This is a genomic window from uncultured Nostoc sp., from assembly GCF_964245575.1.
In the GTDB taxonomy this organism is placed as follows: Bacteria; Cyanobacteriota; Cyanobacteriia; order Cyanobacteriales; family Nostocaceae; genus Nostoc.
Map to the genome: position 1 here is coordinate 1 of NZ_CAXTNP010000368.1, position 6,464 is coordinate 6,464.

1 protein-coding gene is annotated in these 6,464 nt (G+C 44.2%); it reads right to left on the reverse strand.

Annotated elements, in window-relative coordinates; all coding sequences use genetic code 11:
* Nucleotides 1–194: 194 nt before the first annotated feature.
* Nucleotides 195–6,134: an amino acid adenylation domain-containing protein gene (locus ACFFAP_RS34510; protein ID WP_375515431.1), complete on the reverse strand. Its 5,940-nt coding sequence runs from the start codon at nt 6,132–6,134 to the stop codon at nt 195–197.
* Between the last annotated feature and the right edge of the window lie 330 nt (nt 6,135–6,464).

The following is a 6,464-nucleotide window of genomic DNA, read 5'->3' on the forward strand; positions in this document are numbered from 1 at the left end:
CCATCTATCTGTACCTATTTTTTACAGTAGCGGGACAACTCCTGTGAACGGTTACGGTGGAACAGCCAGGAGATTTTCCAAGCGGTTTAAGCGGGTGTACTAATCACCGCTAAAATTACTCCCATAGATTGAGCAACTCTTCCAGGAATCAATCGGGCGATTGACTTTTTTTGCAAAGGTAGCGAGTTGTCAAATTAATTCTTTCGATACTGCGCTTGGATTAAGCAATTTCTCAATGTTTCGGCTAACTCCTGTACATGCGGCTCATTAAGTAGGCCAAGGTGAGATCCGGGAACGTAATGGATATCTAACCCTCCAGCAACTACTTCGCCCCAACCGAATTGAGGATCGTATTGTGTAGCTATAGCTTCGTCCCGATTTTGATCCTCTGTTCGCAAGAGAATAGCTCGACCAGGGTAAACTGGAAAAATATATTCACTAACGGCTTGAGTGTTAGCATCTATAATCTTTAAGTGCTTATCAGTTACAGCTAAATCTAGTGCCACTTCCAAGTAACGGTTATATGTATTTTGGAGAAGAGACTTACGCCAATAACTCCATCTTATAGCCCTTTGCCAAAGGTAGGCTGGCCCTTGTTGAACAATATTATTTAAATGCAAGAAAACTCGCTTGAGAAATGACGCCCGCCAGCTATAACCTGGACGACAACTATCAAGCATAACTAGAATACCAACTTGTTCGCCTTGTTCTCGGAGTTGCCGAGCCATCTCGAAAGCAACTACACCCCCAAAAGAATAACCTCCCAGAAAATAAGGGCCATTGGGCTGAAGGGTCTGAATTTCTTGAATGTAGTGAGTTGCCATATCTTCAACCCGTGTATCGAAAGGATGTTTTCCATCTAACCCTTGTGGTTGTAGTCCGTAGAATGGTTGGTCTGGCCCCAGATGCTGTGCCAATTCATGGAAACACAAGACTTCTCCACCCAGTCCGTGAATACAGAAAAAAGGTGGCTTGGAACCATTGGGTTGAATTTCTACCAAGGATGACCAAGTAGTTCTTGATTTGTCTAAGGTATTTACTGAAGTTTTGTTTGCTGCTAAATCTTCTTGGCAGATTATTTTGGCTAGAGCCTCTACAGTCCCTGACTGGAAGAGAATGGCAAGAGGCAGATTTTTATCAAATGTCTTCTCAATTTGCCAAAATAGTTTTACTGCTAAGATGGAGTGTCCTCCTAGCTCAAAGAAGTTATCCTTGACGCCAATGGGCTGGACACGTAAAATTTCCTCCCAAATCTGTATTAGCTGGCGTTCCACTTCATTGCGGGGAGCAACAAAGGTGGCTTCCGACTCTTGCCTTGATAAGTCGGGTGCAGGTAAGGCGCGGCGGTCTACCTTGCCGTTGGGGGTTAGAGGCATGGTGTCCAGCAAAACGAAAGCCGAAGGGAGCATGTACTGTGGGAGCTTTGTCAAGAGGAAGCTGCGTATGTCACTAATTGTAGATGCCCAGTCTTGATTCGGGATAATGTAAGCCACTAAACGTTGCTCCCCAGGAACATCTTCACGGGCAATTACTACAGTTTGGAGTACATTCGGGTGTTGCGCTAACACCGTCTCAATTTCCCCTAGCTCAATGCGTATCCCACGGATCTTAACTTGATGATCTCGGCGACCGAGAATTTCCAGAGAGCCATCTGGACGATAGCAACCGCGATCGCCTGTATAATAAAGCCAATCTCGTTCGTCATTCCGAAAGAGGTTTTTCACAAACCGAGAACGGTTTTCTTCTTGGGCATTTATGTAACCCAAAGTGCGGAATGGCGTTCTCATAACGATCTCGCCTGGTTCACCAATCCCACACAGTTGGTTATTTGGTGTTAAAACTAGTGCTTGAGTTTCAGGGAGCGGCAATCCTACTGGCTGTATCCCTGGTGTACACTCAACAGGTATCCTGTAATAACACTTCGCCAAAGTTGTCTCTGTCGGCCCATAGAGATTGACAATTTCACCTGATTCTGGAAAAGCATCCCGCCACCGATATACAAGTGTCTCCTTGAGAGGTTCTCCAGCAAAGAACAACCAGCGTAAGTTACGTAGATAGACTCCTGACGGTACATTGGCTAACCATGATTGTGCCAGCGATGGAACTGTGTGCAGCACAGAAATTTGCTCATGTTCCAAATAATTCAAAATTTTAGTTGGTTCTAGGTTATCCCCTTCCTCTGGCAAACACAGAGTTGCACCACTAGTCAAAGGTAAGAAAATATCTCTAAGAACTACATCAAAGGAAAGACCTGTCAATTGGGCCACACGGTCTTGCTGACCAATTTCAAATGTCTGCCTCTGCCAGTTAAGAAAATGCGCCATCCCTTTGTGACATCCCAGCACCCCTTTAGGTATACCAGTGGTGCCAGAAGTAAAGAAAATATAAGCTGGATCATCGGCAGCGATTTCAGGCAGGTTTATTGCTTTACTGCTGTTATGGGGTGAATTTATCGCTTCTCCTGTGTCTGGGTTTACACAGATGAGCGTTAAAGATGTGTATATTTCTTTGTCTTCTGGGCACTGACTATCAATATGTAATATATATTTAGCTTTAGCTTCCTTTAACATGAGCAAGTGGCGATCGCTGGGAAGTTTTGGATCGAGAGTCAGTAAAACACCGCCACTCAAAAGTACAGCGTTCATACTCGCAATCAGTCCAAAGCTTCGTGTCCCGAACACGGCTACAACATCTCCCCGTTGGACTTTGCGATCCAACATCACCCCCGCTAAGGCTTGAGCGCTTTTGCCTAATTCCCCATAATTCCAAGTGCGAGATCCTTGACGGAGTGCCGAATGTTCTGGGGTGCGATTTACCCAAGAGGTAAACATTGTTGTTACCAATTCGTACCGAGGTTCTGGCAAAACTGCCCTTGGTTCTGGTAGCAAAGTTCGGGCTTCTGGTGTCACAAGAGAATACAAACTAATCTGGCTATCTGTTGTAGTAACAATTTGATTCAACAAATGATGGAATTGATGCAGCATTTCCATCATCCGCTCTGAAGTAAACAGATCAGTGTTGTAGACTAAATCAAGTTGGATTCCCTGATTTTTTTCTGTTACATACAAAGTTAAGTCGAACTTAGAAGCTGTTTCTAACATCGAAACTGGTTCTATAGCCACCCCAGGTAGTTCTAGTTTGATATCCTTTAAGTTGAGCATATTAAACCACACTTGAAACAGTGGGTTACGGCTGGTATCTCGCTCTGGTTGCAGTTCTTCTACTAGTTTCTCGAAGGGCATATCTTGATGGGCATAAGCACCTAATGACATCTGGCGAACTCGACTTAGCACCGAACGAAAACTGGGATTGCCGGAAAAATCAGCCCGTAAAACGACGGTATTAATAAAAAATCCGATCAACCCTTCAATTTCAGAACGGTTACGTCCAGCAATGGGAGAACCGATGAGAATATCTTCTTGCCCAGTGTAGCGGTGCAGGATTGTCCCAAAGGCCGCCAGCAAGGTCATAAATAGGGTGACACCTTCCTGACGCGAGAGTTCTATGAGCGATGCACTCAGAGTCTGCGGTAGCATTAAGGATTGGGCAGCCCCTTGGTAAGTTTGCACTGGTGGCCGTGGGCGGTCGGTAGGCAATTCCAGTACAGTATTAGCACCTGCTAACTGGGTTTTCCAGTAGTTTATTTGACTAGAGAGGACTTCACCCGATAGCCATTGGTGCTGCCAGACAGCAAAATCGGCATACTGAATGGGTAATTGTGCCAGGGGAGAAGGCTTACCGCTCAACAAGGCTTCATAAAGAGATGCTAACTGCTGCCAGAGAATGCCCATTGACCAGCCATCTGAAGCGATGTGGTGCATCACCAACAAAAGTATCTGCTCCTGTTCGTCTATTTGGAGCAAGCTAGCTCGCAGCATCAAGTCAGATTCTAAGTTGAAGGGGCGTTGCGCTTCTTGATTTAGAAGAGATTGTACCTGTTCCTGTGTTACTTTAATTATCTTGAGTTCAACTGGCCGAGGCTTGCCAATAACTTGTATGGGGCTACCATCCGGCGATGTAATAAAGTTTGTTCGCAATGCCTCATGATGAATAACGATCGCATTTAGTGCCTGTTGCAATATACTCGCCCTGAACTCGCCCGTTAAGCGCAGTGCATTGGAGATGATATAAGCTGGGCTGTTAGGTTCCAACTGCTCCAAAAACCACACTCGCTGCTGGGCAAAGGATAAAGGGACTGACTCGCGGTTGGTTATTGGGAGAATAGTCTGGTTGTGGGGGTCATTTTCTTGAGTCTGGGTTTGAGCTATCGCTTGAGCTAAACTAGCGATCGTTGGATTCTCAAATAGGATTTGCAACGGCATTTCTATCTGAAAGGCTTGGCGAACCCTAGACATGACTTGAGTCGCCAGCAGTGAATGGCCTCCCAATTCAAAAAAATTGTCGTAAATCCCTACTTGTTCCAAACGCAAAACTTTTACCCAGATGCTAGCTAAGACCTGTTCTGTAGCATTTTGGGGTGGGACAAAGTTAGTTGACACAAGATCAGATGTATGCGGTGCAGGTAAAGCGCGGCGGTCTATTTTGCCGTTGGGGTTTAATGGCAGGTTGTCCAAAAATACAAAGGAGGCGGGTACCATATATTCAGGCAACCGACCTTGCAAAAAGCGACGCAATTCAACCTGACTAGGAATTTGCTCTGGGTTGGCAACAATATATGCTACGAGTTGCTTGTCACCAGGAACATCCTCTCTAGCTATGACTAGAGTCTGTGTCAGTGCCGGATGTTGTCTTAATATCGCTTCAATTTCTCCCAATTCTATTCGGAAGCCACGAATTTTCACTTGGTAGTCAATACGACCAAGGAACTCGATATTACTGTCTGGTAGAAAACGTGCCAAATCTCCAGTTTTGTAAAGACGTGCCCCAACTTCAGAGCTAAAAGGGTTGAAAATGAACTTCTCTGTGGTTAATTCCGGACGGTTAAGATAACCTCGTGCTAGACCAATACCGCCAATGTGCAGTTCACCTGATTCACCAACAGGCACAGGCTGCAAATTTTCATCAAGGATGTAAATCTCTGCATTCGTAATGGGGCGACCAATGGGAGCAATGGTGTAATTAGTGCCGCGCTGACAAGTCCAGAAAGTAGCATCAATGGAAGCTTCTGTCGGGCCATAGCAATTATGGAAAACATTGTCCAAACTCAATTGGGCAAAGAAGCGTTCTATGAGTTCGCTAGGTAAAGCTTCACCACCGCAGGTAATATGCCTGAGAAATCGGCAATTCTCAATTCCCTTTTCTTCCAGTAAGACACGCAGTATAGAAGGTACTAAGGCCAAGACAGTGATTTGCTGCTCAGTAATCACCTTCACAAGGTAAGCAGTATCTTGCTGTCCACCAGGGCGAGCCAGGATCAATTGCCCCCCAAAGCACAATGGCCAGAATATTTGCCACACTGAGGGGTCGAAGCTAAAAGAAATAGTCAGTAAAACTTTATCTGCTGGAGTTAATCTAAAGTTTGTTTGCCGCCAATATAGTTGATTGCAGATACCACCATGAGGGATCATTACACCCTTGGGTTGTCCTGTAGAACCAGATGTGTAGATTACGTAGATTAGGTTATCAACCGTCGTTTGATTTATAGGATTTTCTTGACTGTTTTGGATGTTACCTTGCCAGTTTGAGTCTAGACAAAGCACTTGCGCCTGATGCGGTGGTAGGTTCTTGACCAATTTCTCTTGGGTCAACAACACTGGTGTCTGGGTATCTGATAAGATGAAGGCTAAACGCTCTGGGGGATATGCCGGATCTAAAGGCACATAAGCGCCTCCAGCTTTGAGAATAGCCAGTATTCCTACGATCATCTCCAAAGAACGCTCCAGGCAAATTCCCACAAGTACTTCAGGCCCAACTCCCAAAGTACGTAGGTAGTGCGCTAGTTGATTCGCCCGCTTATTTAACTGCTGATAAGTAAGTTGTATATCTTCAAATACTATAGCTATTGCTTGAGGCGATCGCTCTACTTGCATCTCAAACATCTCATGGATGCACAGATCGCAATCAACTACTTGAGTCTCATTACATGCCTCTAGAACTTGAGTGCCGATGATGTGAGTTAAGGTATTTAACGGAATATTTTGCTTATACTCTGGAGTCTGGCTATTTATCTGCATTTTTTATATATCAACTCCATCAACAAATGCGATTGTTTTAATTTATTATTTATTGTAAATGTTTTTATACCAACTTATCTCTGAGTCTCCACATTAATAAATGCCCTCAGGATAGAAGCCTAGCCAGGCTTAAGGGCAGTCCGGTGCGCGAAATGCTTCTGGTTTGTAGTACCCAGGCTAATTATATGCATCTTCAAACATAATTAATACTTAAAACTCTAGCTAATCGATTTTTGTTTTGCATAATATTTACCAAAAGTTTATAAAGTATTTTATTCTTAATTAAAACTTTAAAACGCATTTAAATTAAAAAAATTGCCTGATTACATT

Excerpts from the sequence above, each read along its gene's own strand:
- ACFFAP_RS34510 (WP_375515431.1), bottom strand. The coding sequence starts at position 6,134 with ATGCAGATAAATAGCCAGACTCCAGAGTATAAGCAAAATATTCCGTTA.